This window comes from Priestia aryabhattai (assembly GCF_023715685.1).
Lineage (GTDB): Bacteria > Bacillota > Bacilli > Bacillales > Bacillaceae_H > Priestia > Priestia aryabhattai_B.
Genome location: NZ_JAMBOQ010000002.1, coordinates 283123 through 300589 on the forward strand (window position 1 = coordinate 283123; position 17467 = coordinate 300589).

Sequence of the window (17467 nt, forward strand, 5' to 3'; positions counted from 1 at the left end):
GGCATTTGTCGTCAGAGAGGCGTCTGTTTTTACAGAGCTTTCTTTTATGATATGTGCTCTAGACACCTTATGAACGCAAAAAGCTGTGGGATCACCACAGTTTTTTTTCGTTTACCTTTTTCATTGCCTTCTAATAAATAGGTATCTTCATATGTGATGACAAATCATAGTGAGGAGAAAAACCATGAATACGATGACATTTGAAAAATTGCAGTATCATGAATTAAAAGAAATCGTAAAATCTCACTGCGTAAGTGAGCTGGGAAAACAATTAATGGATAAACTTCAGCCGAGCACATCTCTTAAAACAGTAAAAAACCGACTCAAAGAAACAACAGAAGCACGAAGACTTCTAGATGCTGAGAAATCACTTCCGCTATCGGGTGTCTCAGGTATAGGAAGAGTCATTGAAAAGCTTGAAAAAGGCATGATTTTAGAGCCCGAAGAGTTGATGCGCGTATCCGATTTTTTAAAAGGCTGCAGAAAAGTAAAACAATATATGGTGGATAAAGAATTTTTTGCTTCGCTCTTAAGTTCCTATGCCCATTCGATGAAAGAACTGACAAGTATAGAAGAGGAAATTAATTTTGCCATCAAAGCCGGAAAAGTAGACGCTGCGGCAAGCAAAGAGCTTAAGCGTATCAGAAGACATATGGAAGGAACGGAAGCTAAGATTTCAGAACAGCTTGCGAAATTTTTACGAAACAGTAAAAACAAAGAGTATATTCAAGACTTCTTCATCAGTAAAAAAGGAGATCGCTATACGATTCCGATTAAGGCCACCTATAAAAATCACGTTGGAGGAACAATTGTTGAAACATCCTCTAAAGGGTCAACAGTGTTCATAGAGCCTGCATCTATTACAAAGCTGAATGCAGAACTAGCGATTTTGAAAGCAGAAGAAGAGGTAGAAGAATATCAAATTTTAGCGTCTTTAACAGGATTTGTGTTAGAGAAGCTAGCTGATATTCATATTAATTTAGAGCTAATTAGCCAATACGACATGATGTTTGCCAAAGCAAAATACAGTAAACAGGCAGACGGAATCGAACCTAAAATTAACGATTATGGATATATCCATTTAAAAGGCGCATATCACCCGCTGTTAACTGGTGAAATTGTTCCGCTTCAATTCGAAATTGGTCAGAATTATCGAAGCTTAATTATTACGGGACCTAACGCAGGAGGGAAAACCGTTGTCTTAAAAACGATTGGACTGCTGACGCTCGCTACAATGTTAGGGTTTCATATTACAGCTGATGAAGGAACAGAAATTGCACTGTTTGAGCATGTTTTTGTCGATATCGGCGACAACCAAAGTATTGAAAATGCGCTGAGCACCTTTTCCTCCCACATGAAGAATATATCGGCTATTTTGCAAAAAGCAACGAACAATACGCTGCTTCTATTCGATGAAATCGGCAGCGGCACCGAACCGAATGAAGGAGCTGCACTTGCGATTGCGATTTTAGAAAAGTTTTATCATATGGGCTGCATAACGGTCGCGACCACGCATTACGGAGAAATTAAGCGTTTCTCAGAAATTCATCCTGACTTTATGAATGCCGCGATGCAGTTCAACAGTAAAACATTAGAACCGCTGTATCAACTGTTAATTGGAACATCTGGAGAAAGCAATGCACTTTGGATTTCAAAGAAGATGAAGGTAGAAGAAGAGATTTTACAAAAAGCAAAGTTCTATATGGAAAGCAAATCGTATGATACAGAAGTCGTGAGAGAAAATAAAATAAAAAAACCAACTGTTTTGAAGGAAGAGAAGAAAGACAGTGTTGAATACCAAATGGGAGATCGAGTAAAGCTGTTAGATTATGAAAATCATGCGATTGTGTATCAGTCTAAAAACAACATAAACAATATAGTCGTACTCTATCAAAATGAGTTAATCGAAGTAAACGTTAAGCGAGTAGCTCTTGAAATCAAAGCTGCTGAATTATATCCCGAAGGCTATGACCTCGATTCACTATTTATTAGCTATAAAGATCGAAAAGAGCAGCATGATCTGCAGCGAGGATCAAAAAAAGCATTACGGAAAATTGAAAAAGATATACGGGAAAATAGGTAAAGCAGAAACCCAGCACTTATAGGAAAGTGCTGGGTTTTTGTTTTTATGTAGCTTCTTAAAAATACATAGAACAAATCTTTAGATGAATTTCAAAGGAATTTACATCATTTTTATAATTGTTTATTGTTGTGGTTTTTTGTTGTTTTAACGTGTTATAATATATAAAAAGTATAAAAACAATAAAAAACAACATTCAAAGCACTTTCATTTTGTTAAGTGTAAAAAACAGCTTCAGAGATAAGTGCACTCATTATTTTTACCGCTTTCGTCCATCTTAGGAATTCTCTATAAATGGGAAAACTATTTATCAAAGATAGTGTAAATGGCAAATTAAATAACGAAAGGAAAGAGGGAAAATGAAAAAAATCGAAGCTGTAGTATTTGACTGGGCTGGAACAATGATTGATTACGGATGTTTTGCTCCGCTTGAGGCGTTTTTAGAGGTATTTAAAAGACAAGAGGTAGAAATTACAATTGAAGAAGCTAGAGAGCCAATGGGTATGCTGAAAATTGAACATATCCGAGCGCTTCTTAAGATGCCGCGTATTCAACAGGAATGGAAAAAGGCACACGGATCAAAGCCAACAGAACAAGATGTTGCAAAACTGAATGATAAATTTGAATCAAGCTTATTTTATATATTAGAAGACTTCACCACGCCTATTCCTGGAGCCGTTGAGCTTGCAGAGCGTTTGCGAAACAGAAATATTAAAATAGGTTCTACGACGGGGTATACGAAAAAAATGATGGAGATTGTTGCGCCAAAAGCAAAAGAAAAAGGATATTCACCGGACTGTTATTTCACAGCAGATGATGTAAAAGCAGGTCGGCCGTATCCATGGATGTGTTACCGTAATGCCATGGAGTTAGATGTCTTTCCTATGAATCGTATCATAAAAGTAGGAGACACCGTAACAGATATGCAAGAAGGAAAAAATGCCGGCATGTGGACAGTAGGCGTGATTTTAGGAAGCAGTGAGATGGGACTTTCTGAAGAAGCAGAAAAGAATATGGATCAAAAAGAATTAAAAATAAAAATGGAAGAAGTGCGAAGCCGTTTAGAAGAAGCCGGGGCAAATTTCGTAGTTGATCGTATATCTGATCTTGATCAAGTGATTAATCAACTGGAACAACAATAAAAAGGAGGATTATCATGAAAAATCCATATTTACTTTTAACTCCAGGTCCATTATCTACGACAGCTTCGGTTCGTAAAACGATGCTGAAAGATTGGTGTACATGGGATGATGAATATAATAATCTGGTCCAAGATATAAGAAAGCGCTTAGTCAAGCTGGCAACGGCGTCTTCTTTATACACTGCTGTGTTAATGCAAGGAAGCGGCATGTTTTGTGTAGAAGCAGCCATAGGAACGTTCATACCGAGGACTAAAGGGAAAATCCTAATAGCAGCAAATGGAGCTTACGGCTTAAGAATGGTTCAGATGTGTGAAGCAATCGGAATTAATAACACTGTATATAAAGTAAATGAAACTGAGTCTCTTGATACAGATGTGATTGAACGAATGCTTCAGGAAGACGAAGACATCACTCATATAGCTGTCGTTCACTGTGAAACGACAACAGGAATTTTAAATTCTATCGAAGAAGTATGTTGCATTGCTAAGCGCTATAATAAAATGACTATTGTAGATGCCATGAGCAGTTTTGGCGGTATACCAATGGATATAGAGCAGCTGCAGATCGATTTGCTTATCAGCAGTTCGAATAAATGCATTCAAGGTGTTCCTGGATTCGGATTTGTTATTGCTAAAACAGATGAGCTTGAAAAGTGTAAAGGAAATGCCCGTTCCCTTTCACTCGACCTTTATGATCAATATAAAACGATGGAAAGGGATAAAGGGAAATGGCGCTTTACCTCCCCAACTCATGTGGTCCGGGCATTTTATCAGGCGCTACTGGAACTTGAAAAAGAAGGAGGAGTCCAAGCTCGCTTTAAGCGGTATCGAGAAAATCAGCACTTGCTAGTGACAGGAATGAGGAAGCTAGGGTTTAATACGCTACTGCAATCAAAACAGCAGTCACCTATTATTACATCATTTCTTTACCCTAACTATTCTCTTTTTACATTTCAAGGATTTTATCAATCTTTAAAAAAACAAGGTTTCGTCATTTACCCAGGAAAAGTTTCTCAAGTTGACACCTTTAGAATTGGAAACATTGGAGACGTACATAAACAAGATATCGAAAGGTTGCTAGAAGCGATTCATTCGACAGTGAGGCGGAAGGAGATTCAGCAATGAAAGTATTTTGTTTAGGTAGTCCCGGCAACATTTCTCGCGAACCAGTATTAAATTTAGCGGAGTACTATCTTTCAAGAGTTAAAGAAGCAAGGTCTTACTGGACATGAAGAAAGAAAATATCATCTTTACATGAGCAAATTTTTTCGTAGAGTTAGGAGTGCAATAATGTGTCTTTATTGGCAGAACAACGTAAAAAAACAATTTTAGATATGATTGAACATCAAGGGCAAGTCAAAGTAAACGACTTAGCACACGCTTTTAATGTATCGACTGAGACTATTCGCCGTTATCTAGAAGAATTAGAAGGGGAAAAAAAGTTAAAAAAAGTGTATGGCGGGGCCGTGAAAATAGAAACAGAAATTACTGAGCCGCCTATGTTTGAGCGAGAAGTCATAAGAAGCAAAGAAAAGAAAAAAATAGGGAGTAAAGCAACTGAGTTGATAGAGGAAGGCAACGTTATTTTTATAGATGAAGGCAGCACGACCATGCAAATGGTTTCGTCACTTGTCAATATTTCTAATATAACGGTTATTACAAATTCCTTTCCTCTTGTGACTATGCTAATTGACTACCAAAACAAGCAGGTTTTCAGCGGAGAAATTATTTTTCTAGGAGGTCATGTAAGAAGTAAGCATTTTCGGGCTTCTGGATCCCTAGCAGAAAGGGTTGCAAAAGAATTTTATGTAGATAAAGCCTTTATTTCAATTGACGGCCTTCATCCCGAAGCTGGGATTACGAGCTTTGATTTAGAAAAGTGCCTGCTGTCTAAAGTCTTCATCGCCAATGCAAATCAGACCATTGTATTGACTGATCATTCCAAGCTAGAAGTGAAGGCGAACTACAAAATAGATTCTTTAAAGCACATTGATTATATTTTATGCACTGCTCCTCTTCCGGAGACTTGGGGAGACTTGGACGCATGCTGGATAAAATGTTAAAAATAAAAAAGGTAAGGAGGTTTCCTTTAGCTATATTAATAATCTATAGGTACAAAAAACATCTCTCACCGCTCTAATGTACTCGAGAGATGCGTTTAATAAATTATTCGTTCGTCGGAACGGGAAGACTTTTGAGCATTGAAAAACAAAAAGCCAGTTTTTTCGCGAAGTGTAAAGGAGGCTCTACAGATTGAATGTGAAGATACATAAGGACAGGTTCTGTAAAAAGCCAGTGGTTATGCAAAGCGCTTACGATAAGTCCTTGGCGCGCAGCCGCTTCCGTAAAACGAGGAATTTCTTCTTGTAAAATAGCAATTTCAGCCAAGTTTAACGCGTTGCCCTGTGCGTCTATCGCCTCAAATGATACACCAATAGGAACGACAGAGCTGCTTTTCCGCCCCTGAACTTGAGCTTGAAAGCTTCTTTTAAGCGACACTGAGCATCCCGTTGGACTAACTTTGCTTTTAGCATTTAAAATCTGGCCAAACTGCTGACAAATCTCACTTGTGGTATACATATGAGCTCCTGCCTTTCTTCTAGTCTCTTAGTAAGCTTTATGACATAGGAGCTTCACTTATGCAAATAGCGTTCTTATGAAAAAAACCTCTTCACGATGAAGAGGTTTTTTATTATTCAGCATGTGATGAGCGTTCGTTTAAAAGATTTTCATAAAAACGAGCAAGTGAAGCAGAAAGGTATGGAATAGACCATAAAAAGCCGATTCCCAGTGTGAAAATACTTAATAAAAACCATCCAAGAAAGCTTAACAGCAGCAGGAAGTACTGTCCTTTATAGCCATTCATCAACCTGCGGCTTTCTGTAATCGCTTGATTCATCGAGTAAGTGGGATTATCTTTACAAACAAAATACGTTTGTGAATATGCTAGTGCTTTAATAATTCCAGGAATCAGTAAAAGCAGTGACCACAGCATCACATAAAGAGTCATTAATACATAAATCCCTAATGACTTTACATAAAGACCAAAGTCTTGGAATGTTTTAAACAAATGTCCTACTTGGACAGATTCGCCTCGCGCCAAACCTAAAAATGCCCAGTAGTTTGCCATCAGAAGAGGCGAGAAGACAATGGCAAATGCAGTTGAAATCCATGAGGCAGCAGAATCAGATTCATCGTTTATCCAATTTTCATAGCCGCCGCTTGCCACAATCTCAAATGGAATAGGTAGAAGCGTATATACTCCGTACGTCACTACCGTCAGTAAAATTGCTAGTCCCCAGCGATTCTTTAAAGAAGCTTTGGCTTCTCTTTTAATCGTACCGATGTTCATATTGTTCCTCCTTTAATGTTGCAAAATATGTACCTTTTTTGCTCGTATTAACATGTAAACCATGCACAATTGTTAATTTTGTATGAAATGAAAATAATAGTCAATAGGTTCTGAGATGAAAAGGAAAGCTCTTACGAAAAATTTTTACTAGACAGATAGAAAACGATAAATAGATACAAAGTGTTTTAGGAGAATATGGATGTAAAAAAGTAAAGCACAATGTTTTATTCTTTTCTCACAGTATTTGTCATAGGAATTGTGGTGAAAATCATTAGCGATTGGATTGCAGGTAAGAATAGAAGCTATAACGTTAGCTGAACAAACCATACTCATATCTATAAACCGATATGAAGTATTAATTGTTCGAGTGAAAATAACACGTTATTTTTTTATACTAAGTGTAAGAGGAGATGAGTAAAAATGAAGAATACTATCCAAACATTTTATGAGCTAGAATGCATGCACTTAAAACCAGAAGTACGCACCTCTGCTAAAGAGCTTTCAAACATTCTTGCAGATGATTACGTGGAGTTCGGCAGCTCGGGCAGGGTATGGAAACGAGAAGATTACAACGACAATCATGTACTTTCGCCAGATGTATTTGAGATATCTCATTTTCATGTAGACGTATTGTCTCCTGACTGCGTGTTAACTACATATCATCTTATGAACCATACGGCAGGAAAAAAGACGCTTCGCAGTTCTATTTGGCGAAAAAGAGAAGAAAAGTGGCGCTTGTTTTTCCACCAAGGTACAATGACAAACGGTGATCAATAAATAAGATTATTCGGTTATTATTATACTTTCCCTCTATTTGATGCTATGATGAAAGTATATTTTGACGTAAGGGATGTTTTGAGATGAGCAAAAATAATGTAAAAAAAGAAGTGTTTTCATGGATTAAATCCATTGTTATTGCACTGGTTATTGTAGTGGGAGTTCGCCATTTTTTATTTGCGCCGACTACGGTCCACGGAGAATCAATGTCTCCAACGTTTGAAGATTCAAACCGCGTCATTTTAAATAAAATCAGTGATGTTGATCGCTTTGATATGATTGTATTTCATGCACCGGATGCAGATGAAAATTATATTAAACGTGTAATTGGACTGCCAGGAGATACGGTGGAAATAAAAAATGACGTTCTGTATATTAACGGCAAAGCTTACAAAGAGCCGTATTTAAAAGAATCTAAAAAATCTCTTGCACCTAATGAAAAATTCACGGAAGATTTTACGCTTCAAACGCTGCCTGCAACTGATGGCAAAGTGAAGGTACCGAAAAATTCACTGTTTGTAATGGGGGACAACCGTCCTGTAAGTCATGATGGACGAGCATTTGGCTTTATTTCACAAAAATCTGTTATCGGAAAAGTGCAGTTTCGCTACTATCCGTTAAATGAAGTAGGCGAACCGAAATAAAAAAGGTAAAAAGACTGGCGGAATTTAATTCGTCAGTCTTTTTTGTTGGGTTAAAAGAACTGATTTCAAAAAATGTTTTGCTTTATACCGGTTAAACAGCTGTTAAGAGATTAGAAATTAAACTTTTTTTATTCACTGTGACGCAAAAATCGTAGTCAAAAATAGTTTTTCTTTTTCTTTCTGAGCACTAGCAAAATGTCTAAAATGGTAAGGAAGAGTTAACCATCAAGTTGCACAATAATTCAACCAGAAGTGGTAATGAAAGCGTAAACATTTCAGTGAAAATCAGTGATAGAATAAATTTAAGCAAGGGGGGAGCAATTGATGCATCTAGATGAAAGGAGCAATTTAATTTTAAAAAGAGTGGTTAGTAATCCAGGAATTTCTAATACAGAATTGGAGAGAAAGTATCATCTTTCACGGAGGCAGATTAGCTACAGCTTTACAAAAATCAATGACTGGTTAAAGGGTAACAACTATCCAAAAATTCAGCGAACGAACGGGGGGAAATTTATTATTGATCCTCTTCTAATGGAACTGTTTGCTGAAAAAGTCGAACACTCTGCTGGAAGTTATATTCCTTCTGAAAAAGAAAGAGCTCAATTGGTTTTGCTGATGCTATTAAGCAGCGAAGAAGAATTATCTTTACTTCATTTCTCTAGCTCGCTATCAGTGAGTAAAAATACGGTATTAAGAGATATGAAATATACACAAAAAATTGTAAATGATTATCATCTTGAAATTGTTTATTCACGAATGCATGGATACGACATAGTAGGAAGTGAATGGAATAAAAGAAAGCTGCTCATTGAAGTACTGCGGACCGTATATGACATGTATCAAGGTGAGGCGTACATTCAAGCGTATACAGGAATTTCAAAGGAAGAAATTCAGAGATTAAAAGAACAAATGGAAAAAGTAGAAAAGCGTTTAGCACTTCAATTTATCGATCAAAAAATAAAACTTCTTCCATATACAATAGCTATCTTGTTAAAACGAATTAAAAAAGGAAACTTAATTGAAGATTCTTATCATATCGATTATGAAGAACTGTCGGATACAAAAGAGTTTGAAGCTGCGGAAATTTTAATTGAAGATGCTGCTTGTATCCCAAAGGAAGAACGTTTATTTATTACATTACAATTACTTACATCTAACGTTCTATCCTCCCAATTTTTTAGAGATGAAGAAACCCTTGAATTAAAATCTTCATTAAAAAATAGTCTTGCATTATTTGAGAAAAAAGCATGTATCACCTTTAAAGAAAAAGAGAAGCTGCTTCAAAAATTAGTCCTGCATATGAAACCAGCTTACTATCGCATAAAATATCAGCTAACTACTAACTATTCAATAATTGAAAAAGTTAGCGAGGAGTTTGAAGCCATTCACTATATTGTAAAAGATTCATTAAAGCCTTTTGAAACTTATATTGGCTGCTCTATTCCTGAAAGCGAAGTGATGTTCATTACCGTTTTTATTGGCGGACATTTAATTAACAGCGGCGAAACGATACAGCTGAAAAAGAGAGCGGTTGTTGTTTGTCCTAACGGAGTATCCATTTCACATTTGATGGAGCACACCCTGCGTGACTTGTTTCCAGAATTTTATTTCTACGAAGCTCTTTCAATTCGAGAATTTGAGCAATCAAAAGCAGAATTTGATATGGTATTTTCTCCTGTTCCTGTGCAAACTTCTAAGCATTTGTTTATTGTGGAGCAATTTATTTCAGACTTTCAAAAGCTGCAGCTTCGGCAGCGAGTCATTCAAACCATATTTGGATTAAATACATCTGTGGTAAACATTGAACAGTTAATAAGTGTCATTGAAAAATACGCAAAAGTTGATCAGAAGTCTCAACTTCAAAAAGCACTGCAAGATTATTTTTCTCTCCAAGTATTAAACGAAACAAGTGAAAATCAAGAATACAGTTTAGCTGATTTAATTACACCCGAAACAATTGTGCTGCGCGATCAAGTAGAAAGTTGGAAGGAAGCTATTTCAATAGCCGCTGCCCCGCTTTTACATAAAGGCGTTATTACTGAAGCTTATATTGATAAAATGCAGGAACAATATCCGTCTATGTCTCCACATATTGTACTAAGACTTAATGTTGCAATACCTCACGCAAGCCCAGAGGATGGTGTTCAGGCAGTAGGCATGAGCTTACTTAAGATAAAAGAAGGCTTATTGTGTGGAGAGCAAAAAGTGCATTTTATTGTTGTCATCGCAGCTATTGATAAAAAGAAACATTTAAACGCTATGCTGCAGCTGATGAAGTTAGCGGAAATGAACGGGGTAATAAATGAGATGAAACGGCTAAATGAAAAACATAAAGTCTATGAAATAATTAAAACGCATTCTATCTAATTATTGGACAGAATGCATAGTAAGGAGGATACAATCGTGACATTACAGCCTTTTTTAAAAGAAGAATTATTGAAGTTAAATAGTGTTTGTAAAGATCAAGCTGATATCTTTGAAATGGTGTACAAAGAGGCATTTGGCAAAGGATATGTCAGTGAAAACTTTTTGACAAAAATTAAGGAAAGAGAAGCATCTTTTCCGACAGGTCTTAAAATAGGCGATTACAGCGTAGCAATCCCTCATACAGATCCAGAGCACGTTTTTGAACAGTTTATTAGTGTAGTTACCTTACAAAAACCTGTATCGTTTTATTTAATGGATGACAATACAAAAAAAGTGGATGTGCGCATTGTGCTTCTTTTAGGTTTAAACCAGCCTCATACCCAGTTAACAGTACTGCAGGAGCTGATGCAAATCATTCAAGATCAGCAAAAAATAGAGCAATTATTACATGCTGAAAATCAAAGGGATGTTCAAGCTATTTTTACCAGAGTTGAAAAAATTAGTACAAAAGGGGAGAAGTAAAATGAAAAAGTATACGGTATTAGTAGCATGCGGAGCGGGAATTGCAACATCAACAGTGGTGTGTGAACGAGTGGAAAATCTATTAAAAGACAACGGCATTAACGCGGAAGTTGTGCAGTGTAAAATTGCCGAAGTAGCCTCTCGTCAAGAAGGAGCGGATTTAATTGTATCGACAACGATTTTACCCACAACGTACAGCATTCCAGCATTAAGTGCAACCTCCTATATCACGGGAATTGGCATGGAAGCACTGGACCAAAAAATAATAGATGCTTTAAATAAAACACTTGCAAATTAATAAATCAGAAAATTCAAAATAATAAATCAGGAGATGAGCAAAATGAAAAAATATACGGTATTAGTAGCATGCGGAGCGGGAATTGCAACATCAACAGTGGTGTGTGAACGAGTAGAAAATTTGTTAAAAGACAAGGGCATTAACGCCGAAGTTGTGCAGTGTAAAATTGCCGAAGTAGCCTCTCGTCAAGAAGGAGCGGATTTAATTGTATCGACAACGATTTTACCCACAACGTACAGCATCCCAGCATTAAGCGCAACCTCCTATATCACGGGGATGGGCATGGAAGCACTGGATCAAAAAATTCTGACGCATTTACAAGCATAGGTATCACGTGTTGCCTCCATTTTAGGAAATGACAAAAGAAAAATGAGGGATGGATATGGATAAACTTCTATCAGGTGTGCAAGCAGTATTAAATCTAGGACCTACAGTTATTTTACCAATTGCCATTTTTATCTTAGGCCTGTTATTTAAAACAGGAGCAAAAAAAGCGTTTAAATCTGGAATTACAATAGGAATTGGTTTTGTCGGCATCAATTTAGTTATTGACTTACTTGTAAAAAACTTAGGACCAGCCGCACAAGCAATGGTTGAACGATTTGGTCTAAACCTAACTGTTATCGATACAGGATGGCCTTCTGCCGCTGCAATATCTTGGGCATCTCCCGTTGCAGCTATTCTAATTCCTGTTTGCTTGTTTGTAAATATTATTTTGCTTTTATTAAAACTGACTAAGACGCTTGATATTGATATTTGGAACTACTGGCACTTTATCGCTGCCGGTGCAACAGGATACGTTGTCACAGGAAGCTGGTGGTTTGCAATACTGTGTACCGTTCTGTATGAAATTGCTGTTTTATTTGTAGCAGATAAGACGGCGCCAATGGTTCAAAAATTTTACGGGTTAGAAGGAATTTCTCTTCCTACGGGCTCTACAGCTGCGTTTGGACCAATTGGTATTTTAGTAGGCATGGGTGTATCAAGGATTCCAGGGATTAAAAGGTTGAACGCAGATCCCGAATCTATTCAAAAACGATTTGGTATTTTCGGTGAACCAATGATGATGGGCTTAATCTTAGGGTGTGTAATCGGTATATTAGCAGGCTATGATCTCGGTAAAGTTTTTCAGGTAGGTATTTCAATGGGAGCGGTTATGCTTTTGATGCCTAGAATGGTTAAAATTTTAATGGAAGGACTTATTCCAATTTCTGAAGCAGCTCGTTCTTTTCTTCAAAAACGATATGGTGATCGTGAAATATATATTGGATTAGATGCCGCTCTTGCAGTAGGACATCCATCCGTTATGGCTACAGCACTGTTACTTGTCCCCATTACATTACTTTTAGCTGTCATTTTGCCTGGGAATAAAGTATTGCCGTTTGGGGATTTGGCTACCATTCCTTTCTATGTAGCTTTTGTTGTGGGTTCATTAAGAGGAAATATTATACACTCTCTTATTTCGGGCACTATTATGGTAGCGCTATCACTCTATATGGCAACGAATTTTGCAGATGTGCATACGCAAATGTTATCAGGAGCTCAGTTTTCGATGCCAGAAGGTGCAACACAAATCTCAAGTTTAGACATGGGAGGAAACTTATTTAACTGGCTTATTCTTAAGTTCTCTCAGCTGTGGGCTTCTATTTTTTAAAATAGACATAAACAGGAGGTAAGGCAATGAAAGCGGCTGTGCTACATGAAAAAAATGAAATTATTTATCAAGATATTGGCATTGATTCCTGCCAAGCGAACGAAGTCAAAATAAAAGTAATGGCAGCAGGAATATGCGGATCGGATACACACAAAATGACACGCAGATGGAAGTATCCACTGCCTGCCATTATGGGTCATGAATTTGCTGGATATATCGTTGAAAAAGGAGAAAAAGTAACAGATTTGAACGTTGGAGACAGAGTAGCTGCTATTCCGTTTAAACCGTGCAGCGCATGTGAATATTGCCAAAAAGGGCAGTATTCATTATGCGAAAACTACGGAATGATTGGCGCGCAATCATTTGGTGGATTCGCTCAGTATGTCAATATTCCAGCTTCTAATGTTATACAAGTAGGAGAGATGGACTTTGAAGAAGCAGCTATGATAGAACCTTTAGCAGTAGCGCTCCATGGAGTACTTAATATTCATCCGCAAATAGGAGACACTGCAGCTGTCTTTGGAGCAGGAGTCATTGGAATGTTGACGATTCAATGGTTGAAAATTGCGGGTGTAAAAGAAATCATCGCCATCGATATTTCTAGTGAAAAACTTGCAGAAGCGAGGGCCATAGGCTGTGAAAAAGTGATCCATGCCCGCTATGAAAATGTCCTTGAAAAAATTAATGAATATACAAAAGGAAGAGGGGTGGATCTTACACTCGAATGTGCAGGTTCCCCTGTCACTCAAGAGCAGTGCCTGCTCGTTACTCGTAAAAAAGGGAAGGTTGGATATTTAGGTATTGCTTATTCAGATGTGTGTTTATCTGAAGCAGCATTTGAGAGTATTTTTAGAAAAGAGCTTACGTTGCAAGGTTTCTGGAACTCTTATTCTGCACCTTTTCCCGGGAAAGAGTGGAAAACAAGCGTTGACTTTATTTTAAATGGAAAGATTAGATTAAAAGAATTAGTTTCTCATCGCTTCAAGTTAGAAGACACGCAAAAAGCATTTAATATGATTATTAATCGAGAAGAAGCTTATGGAAAAGTGCTAATAATTCCAAATGAGGAGTGAAAAAAATGAAGGCAGTCATGAAGGTAGAGCCAGGCTACGATAAGATGCTGTTGAAAACAATCCCTGAGTCAGAAGTCCAGAAAAACCAAGTGAAGATTAAAGTAGCGTATACCGGAATATGCGGTACGGATATCCACACGTTTACAGGTCAATATAAAAATTCCCAGACGCCGGTTGTGCTCGGGCATGAGTTTTCCGGTATAGTCGTTGAAGTAGGTAAAGATGTCACAAAAGTAAAAGTTGGCGATAAAGTAACGAGTGAAACAACATTTGTGACGTGCGGAGAGTGTGATTACTGCTTAGAAAAAGACTATAATCTGTGCGCCCATCGAAAAGGAATAGGCACACAAATAAACGGCAGCTTTGCTGAATATGTTATTTCACGTGAAGAAAGTGTCCATGTGCTGCCGGATGCAGTCGACTTAAAAGCAGCTGCTTTAACTGAGCCCCTAGCTTGCTGCGTTCATGCAGCTTTAGAAAAAACAGTTGTTAAAAAAGGAGATAAAGTTTTAATTTTTGGGCCAGGTCCAATTGGCTTACTACAAGCACAAGTCGTAAAAGCACAAGGAGCGTTTGTTATATTAGCAGGTATAACAAAAGATCAGAAGCGTTTAGAGTTAGCTAAGTCCTTAGGAGTTGACGTAGCGGTAGATATCCAAAAAGAAAGCTTAGAAGAAATTGTGTTGGCGTATACAAACGGATACGGTGTTGACAAGTTATTTGAGTGTTCAGGTGCTGTCCAGGCTTTAAACCAAGGATTGCCGCTGGTTAAGAAAAAAGGAACGTTTGTACAAGTAGGGATTTTCTCCGAAAAATTAAACCTTTTAGATCAAGAATCTATCATTCAAAGAGAAATTACATATATCGGCACGCGTTCTCAGAAACCAAGTTCTTGGCATATTGCTTTGAAACTTCTTGAAGAAAAGAAAATTAATACAGAGAAAATGATCACTAAAATTGTACCTCTTGATTATTGGCGTCAAGGATTCGAAGCCGTTTTATCAGGTAATGAAATAAAAGTGCTTGTTCAGTCGTAGAAATGAACTATATAAATAATGTAAATCAGGGAGGGAGGAAGTGTGAAAGATACGCAAATGGAAGCCGATTTATATTGTAACGGTTGCAAAGAGGAACTTCCGCATCACGTTTATTATATTAACGGCAAAATTGTGCGCGTAGAATGTCATGAATGCAACCGTACAATGGTATTTAAAGTTGATGTTTTGAAAGAGTTCTATAAAGAGGTCTATAAGCGTATCTCTACGAAACCTAATCGAATATCGAAAGAATATAAAAAAGATATAAATAGATTTTTAACTGAAATTCCTATCAGGTTAGTGTGCAAGCCTTATCGTCTAATGAAAGATTTTAACGAATCCATGCATACTATTCACCGCTACAAAAAATGAACTGCTGTTCTTGAAACTTTGTGTATAAATTTTTCCTTAAAACCCATGTTTTGTACGTTTCAAGAAAGGGTATAGTAAATGGTTCTCCGATATGGAATGAATTATAAAGCAGTATTTACACATATCTTTACTTTAAAGTCTAAGAAGGTGAAGGTATGGGATGGATGAACGACTAGAAAATAAACGTTGGGTTGCCTACTACCCTGTGACGGATCGGCTCGTAAATCTAGAACTTTCTTCTATTAAAAAAGAAGGAAAGAAAGACATCATCACCAGTTGTACAGGCATTGAAGATATTTGTCATACTTGCTTTATAACAAATATGGGGGATGTATCAAAAACATAGCGCTATGTTTGTAAAAGAGATGCGAGTTAGCGCTGCCTGTTATTATGATTCATATACAACTACCTGTAGCATTTGCCTTTTCTTAAAATGCTACAGGTAGTTTTGTATTTAACTAGTAGTTTTTGAAAAAAAAGCTTGATGAGCACTTACAGGATTCGCAAACCATTCAGCAATCTGATTGGCAATTTGCTGATTTTTTGCGCCTTCAAGTAGCATGCCTACAATGTGAGAAGGAAGGGGATCGGTCATAGCATTTGTCCATTCAGTTACTTGTGTAACGAATGGTTTAGTTTGCTCCCAGTAGGTTTCACCTAGTTTCTCATTCCAAGTAGAATCTTTATAGTCTATTAATATTTCATATAACTGTTCCGCGCAATAAGAAGCAAGATTGCAACCTTGACCTGTAATCGGATCATTTAAAAATACACTGTCGCCACAGCCGAGAACAAGCGTATCCTGATATATTGTATAAGGTTTTCGAATGACGGGTGTAATAGCCGTTTGTAAAAAACCTTGTTTGTCACACAAAGAAAAGGTAGCCTCGTTGATACGTGCATAAATGTCTGGAAAGAAGGAACGGACGGCTTCAAACATTTTTTGAGTAAATTCCTGAGGCGTTTTTATGCCTCGAAACAAATCCAATGGACGATTTGGAAGGGGCATCATAAATAAGATAGTCACAGGTCCTGTTTCCGTTACTGCTGGAATTTCGAACATTTCACCTAGTTCAGGAATAACGGTCACACCTATGCCCTGCGGATTCAGAGGTGCGATGCCTGAAAAATAACCTACAATACACTTTCGCTGAGGCATACGAAAAGGCGATTGCTCTTTTTCAATGGGAAAAGGAAAAAGCGGTCCAGCCTTGCCTGTACAATCAATAACTAAATCAACATCATCCATAAACGGCAACGGAGTGTTTGAATCTATTTTTTGCAAAGTGAAAGATACACCTTTATGAGTCAGGTCATTCAGGCATGTTGAAAAATACAAACGTTGGTCAACAGAAAGAGCGGGTTCATTTAATAAACCAGTAAACAGCTTCTGATCTCCAAGGTTGATATGAATACTTTTGATAAGAGATTGCTCATTCCATACAGGCATGTTAAAACGTCTTTCGCGCTCTCTAGTAGTCGCAAAATGAACTTGAGTCGACATGACTCGGCCGCTTTTTATCTCATCAGCGGAACGACAATGAAAGACTTTTACTTCAAACTCTTCTCTAAGCGCATAAGCTAACTGAAGGCCAGCGGTTCCGCTTCCGATAATGGCAATACGTTTCTTCAAATGGTTTCCCTCCTCTTTTAATCGTGAGGCTGTTTCTTTAGATGTTATGTAGATTTTATCACTTATACAGCTGGGAAAAACATAAAAACATAAAAAAAGCTGCTTTATACAAAGCAGCTTTTTTTACGTGACAGTTTCAAACTTCAGGGTGTGAGGTGGGATAGTTTTTGTTTACCCGTCTATATCTAAATAAAACTATCAAAATGTTAATAAAGTAGAAGTTATTTATTCCGTTTGTTTATAAATCATTTAAATATAAAATGAAGTAGTTTAGCTTTGGAAAATAAGGGAAGTAGCATACTAACTTGCCTGTGTATATTTAGAAAAGGAGGGATAAAGATGTCGTTGGCTCATTTTGATGATATTTCAGAAATTTGTTATGCATGTGAAAAACAGCCGCTTGGGAAAAGACAAAAACGCATTGGTGTATGGACGGAAAAAGAAATGAGGAAGCCTACTGAAGAGCGAATAGAAAATCAGAAGGTGGTCGTACTTTCTCGTTAATGTAAAAAAGCCT

General features: G+C 37.2%; 19 protein-coding genes. 16 read left to right on the forward strand and 3 right to left on the reverse strand.

Annotated features, from left to right (window positions below; genetic code table 11):
• Positions 1–184: 184 nt before the first annotated feature.
• From M3225_RS08165 to M3225_RS08180, 4 genes are all read left to right on the forward strand, one after another.
• Complete coding sequence (locus tag M3225_RS08165) at positions 185–2083, forward strand: endonuclease MutS2 (RefSeq protein ID WP_251392422.1); 1899 nt, start codon at positions 185–187, stop codon at positions 2081–2083.
• Positions 2084–2439: 356 nt separating this feature from the next.
• Positions 2440–3222: a phosphonoacetaldehyde hydrolase gene (gene phnX / locus M3225_RS08170; protein ID WP_251392426.1), complete on the forward strand. Its 783-nt coding sequence runs from the start codon at positions 2440–2442 to the stop codon at positions 3220–3222.
• A gap of 11 nt (positions 3223–3233) precedes the next feature.
• Positions 3234–4346, forward strand: coding sequence for a 2-aminoethylphosphonate--pyruvate transaminase (gene phnW, locus M3225_RS08175; protein WP_251394360.1), 1113 nt, complete (start codon positions 3234–3236; stop codon positions 4344–4346).
• A gap of 167 nt (positions 4347–4513) precedes the next feature.
• A complete protein-coding gene (locus M3225_RS08180) occupies positions 4514–5284 on the forward strand; it encodes a DeoR/GlpR family DNA-binding transcription regulator (RefSeq protein WP_251392429.1) in 771 nt (256 codons plus the stop codon).
• A 103-nt stretch (positions 5285–5387) separates the two neighbouring features.
• On the opposite strand, the gene M3225_RS08185 is transcribed toward M3225_RS08180, so the two are convergent.
• Positions 5388–5801 carry a DUF1259 domain-containing protein gene (locus M3225_RS08185; protein WP_251392436.1) on the reverse strand — a complete coding sequence of 138 codons (414 nt, stop codon included), beginning with the start codon at positions 5799–5801 and terminating at the stop codon, positions 5388–5390.
• A gap of 112 nt (positions 5802–5913) precedes the next feature.
• Entirely contained in the window at positions 5914–6573 is a 660-nt protein-coding gene (locus M3225_RS08190; protein ID WP_251392440.1) for a DUF975 family protein, read from the reverse strand.
• A 420-nt stretch (positions 6574–6993) separates the two neighbouring features.
• Between M3225_RS08190 and M3225_RS08195 the strand changes: the two genes are divergently transcribed.
• From M3225_RS08195 to M3225_RS08245, 11 genes are all read left to right on the forward strand, one after another.
• Positions 6994–7350 (forward strand): nuclear transport factor 2 family protein, encoded by a 357-nt coding sequence (locus M3225_RS08195; RefSeq protein WP_251392443.1) that lies wholly within the window; start codon positions 6994–6996, stop codon positions 7348–7350.
• An 83-nt stretch (positions 7351–7433) separates the two neighbouring features.
• Positions 7434–7994: a signal peptidase I gene (lepB, locus tag M3225_RS08200; protein WP_251392444.1), complete on the forward strand. Its 561-nt coding sequence runs from the start codon at positions 7434–7436 to the stop codon at positions 7992–7994.
• A gap of 324 nt (positions 7995–8318) precedes the next feature.
• Positions 8319–10361, forward strand: a complete 2043-nt coding sequence (locus tag M3225_RS08205) for a BglG family transcription antiterminator (RefSeq protein ID WP_251394362.1) — start codon at positions 8319–8321, stop codon at positions 10359–10361.
• Positions 10362–10397: 36 nt separating this feature from the next.
• Positions 10398–10883 (forward strand): PTS sugar transporter subunit IIA, encoded by a 486-nt coding sequence (locus tag M3225_RS08210; protein WP_251392446.1) that lies wholly within the window; start codon positions 10398–10400, stop codon positions 10881–10883.
• 1 nt (position 10884) lies between these two features.
• A complete protein-coding gene (locus M3225_RS08215; RefSeq protein WP_251392448.1) occupies positions 10885–11181 on the forward strand; it encodes a PTS sugar transporter subunit IIB in 297 nt (98 codons plus the stop codon).
• Between the two features lie 42 nt (positions 11182–11223).
• Positions 11224–11508 (forward strand): PTS sugar transporter subunit IIB, encoded by a 285-nt coding sequence (locus tag M3225_RS08220; protein ID WP_251392450.1) that lies wholly within the window; start codon positions 11224–11226, stop codon positions 11506–11508.
• Positions 11509–11563: 55 nt separating this feature from the next.
• Complete coding sequence (locus tag M3225_RS08225) at positions 11564–12835, forward strand: PTS galactitol transporter subunit IIC (protein WP_251392451.1); 1272 nt, start codon at positions 11564–11566, stop codon at positions 12833–12835.
• A gap of 26 nt (positions 12836–12861) precedes the next feature.
• Positions 12862–13908 carry a galactitol-1-phosphate 5-dehydrogenase gene (locus M3225_RS08230; protein WP_251392452.1) on the forward strand — a complete coding sequence of 349 codons (1047 nt, stop codon included), beginning with the start codon at positions 12862–12864 and terminating at the stop codon, positions 13906–13908.
• A 5-nt stretch (positions 13909–13913) separates the two neighbouring features.
• Complete coding sequence (locus M3225_RS08235; RefSeq protein WP_251392456.1) at positions 13914–14945, forward strand: zinc-binding dehydrogenase; 1032 nt, start codon at positions 13914–13916, stop codon at positions 14943–14945.
• 42 nt (positions 14946–14987) lie between these two features.
• Positions 14988–15317 carry a bh protein gene (locus tag M3225_RS08240; RefSeq protein ID WP_251392458.1) on the forward strand — a complete coding sequence of 110 codons (330 nt, stop codon included), beginning with the start codon at positions 14988–14990 and terminating at the stop codon, positions 15315–15317.
• 160 nt (positions 15318–15477) lie between these two features.
• Entirely contained in the window at positions 15478–15663 is a 186-nt protein-coding gene (locus tag M3225_RS08245) for a hypothetical protein (RefSeq protein WP_251392459.1), read from the forward strand.
• 108 nt (positions 15664–15771) lie between these two features.
• Here the strand turns inward: M3225_RS08245 and M3225_RS08250 are convergent, their stop codons facing one another.
• A complete protein-coding gene (locus M3225_RS08250; protein WP_251392461.1) occupies positions 15772–16950 on the reverse strand; it encodes a styrene monooxygenase/indole monooxygenase family protein in 1179 nt (392 codons plus the stop codon).
• A gap of 339 nt (positions 16951–17289) precedes the next feature.
• On the opposite strand from M3225_RS08250, the gene M3225_RS08255 reads away from it, so the two are divergent.
• Positions 17290–17454, forward strand: a complete 165-nt coding sequence (locus M3225_RS08255; RefSeq protein ID WP_251392463.1) for a hypothetical protein — start codon at positions 17290–17292, stop codon at positions 17452–17454.
• Positions 17455–17467: the final 13 nt, after the last annotated feature.